The sequence below is a fragment of the Solibacillus palustris genome, assembly GCF_022549215.1.
GTDB lineage: Bacteria > Bacillota > Bacilli > Bacillales_A > Planococcaceae > Solibacillus > Solibacillus daqui.
On sequence record NZ_JAKZFC010000023.1, the window covers coordinates 1 to 2468 of the forward strand.

Annotated in this window: 1 protein-coding gene; it reads left to right on the forward strand. The window is 30.3% G+C overall.

The features are described from left to right. Positions 1-1150: 1150 nt before the first annotated feature. The gene (locus tag LZ480_RS19570; RefSeq protein ID WP_241371218.1) at positions 1151-2131 is read left to right on the forward strand and encodes an MBL fold metallo-hydrolase; all 981 of its coding nucleotides are present in this window, start codon (positions 1151-1153) and stop codon (positions 2129-2131) included. Positions 2132-2468: the final 337 nt, after the last annotated feature.

Below are 2468 nucleotides of genomic sequence, written 5' to 3' on the forward strand. Positions count from 1 at the left end.
CAAGAAAACGCTAAGCATATTTTCCTTGCTTAGCGTTTTTTTGTAATCATTATTAATGTTAAGCTTTTAAACAGTTTGACAATAATACAAAAGTGATGAAATGAAGCTAAAGAGTAGTTAGTGTTGACAAATATTAATTGATTATTAGTTTCTCCATATTGAAATGCTCTTGTCGAGTTATTTAATTAAAAGTCTTTCTTGCAGGCTGTGTAATTATATAAGTCGTGGTACCATTTATTATTTTGGTAAAGTAATGATGAATTGTTTCATAATATACATTAGATTAAGAGCTACGTCTGTTAAAGTACCGGCAATAATAATTTGATTACCAATTGATTGGTTAAATGCTCAACGTCAGGTTACGTTACATCATTGTTTTTTGAATTATGTATATAGCTTTTGATAGCGTCAATTAAAAGCATATAACCTAAGCATATAACCTTTTATCAATATACTATTCACTATTGCTTGCTTTAATGTCCTTGAATGCCTTGTTTTCGATATAGTATGTGATTATCTATTGTTTTTTCGATGGCTGTTTTATAACTTGTTTCTTGAGGAAATAAAGATATTCTGGCTTTTCTAAGACCAATGAAATCATATGTAGTAGCGAGTTAGGCATATTGGAGTGCTTTATATAGTGCTTTTTGTTCTTCAATACGCAGTAAAATTTTTTTCTCACATAGCGAGTAATTTAAGTCCATTAATTCGTAAGGAAAACGTGCTACACCAAAAGTAAGCCGATAGCTATGAGATAGTTCATGGATAAGAACAGCATGCATTTCTTCATATGTTGAGAATAACTGTTTATCGACAAAATTAGCTGGAAAGTTATTAAATAATATTATTGTACAGGCGTTAAATTGATCCGTTTTAGCTACTGTAATATAGTAATTTCCGTTGCAGTTTGAGAAGTTAAATAAAATAGCTTCCAGCCCGTAATATTGAGTATAAGCAACAGGTGTAAAAATTGGTCAGAATTTATGTAAGAGTTGGGTTGATACAAATGGCTAAATTATTGATGTAAACGCGGCCATAAAAGTATCCCTTTTCAAAGATATTTAGAAATGATATATTTTTGTTCAATAATCAAATAGTATTCTGGAAATTATCATAGATTTAACGTTGATGAAATAAAGGAGGCATAAAGGTGAGTGCAGTTTTTGAATATAATACTAAAAAAGTATATCCAATCATTTATCCTGTTAAATACGGACAAATGAATAATATTAACTGTTACCTATATGAACATCATAATAAGCTAACATTAATTGATGCTGGAATTGATTCAGCAGAATATGAAGTGTTTTTTGATGAACAGCTTGCTGCATATGGTTTAAACATAATGGATATTGATCAAATCATTTTGACACACCACCACATTGATCATATTGGTATGGTCAATAAAATTACTGAAAAAAAGCAAATTCCGGTATTCGCACATCCACTTGCATTAGAGCGGCTAGCATTGACAACAACATACCAACAGACTAAAATTCAATTTTTTGAAGAGCTTTATGAACGATATGGTTGTACGCATGTTATGGCGTCCCGTATAGAGAAAATGAAGCAAACATTAAATGAGGCTGGTGGATTGCGCATACAGTCTGTAATCGAGCCAATTCAAGCAAATGATTATGTTGGAGAATTAAAAGTTTTGGATACGCCAGGGCATTCATTGGACTCAATAACTTTATATGATGAAGAATCAGGTTGGTTGTTTACGGGAGATTTAATTATCGAAAAGGGAACGACAAATGCATTAATTGATTTTGATTCAAGAAATTTATTGCTTCCAACAGTATTACAGCATCGTCAATCAATTGAGCAATGTCAGAAATTATTAATTTCAACGGTATTTGCTGGTCATGAAAAGATATTTACTAATTTTTCTGAGGTAGCCCAATTAAATATCGCGAAGATTGATTACAAAGTGCAGCGAATTGCAAAACAGATTGAACAAGGCAATGAGTCAGTCTTAAAACTGGCGAATGCTCTTTATGGTAATTTAATGCATACGATTCCTACGCTTATTTTTTCGGAAGTAATTGGCTATGTTAATTATGCTGTAATTTTGGGGATTGTGGAAAGAGTACAACGAAACGGGCAAATAACATTTCGTTGTGTTTGAATTTGGGTTAATGTAAAAATATAGATTTTTATGGTAAGAATCTATATTTACTAGTTGAGCCAACAGTATAATTTCGATTTTTTACATATAATTAAATAGCGAAGAGTATAAATTTTTTTATAAAAATGAAAAACAACTGTTGAAAAAAATGGATAATCATATTAGAATTTCGATATACTAAGAAATCGTTTTCATTGGTTAACAAGGTTATTTGATGGGGATTTTTGAAAAAAATATATTTTTTAAAAAAGTTTTCAAAAAATCATTGCATTTTTTTATGAATACTGATATTATAAATCTTGTCCTTAAGAGAAAGGTCACTTACGATATGTAACAA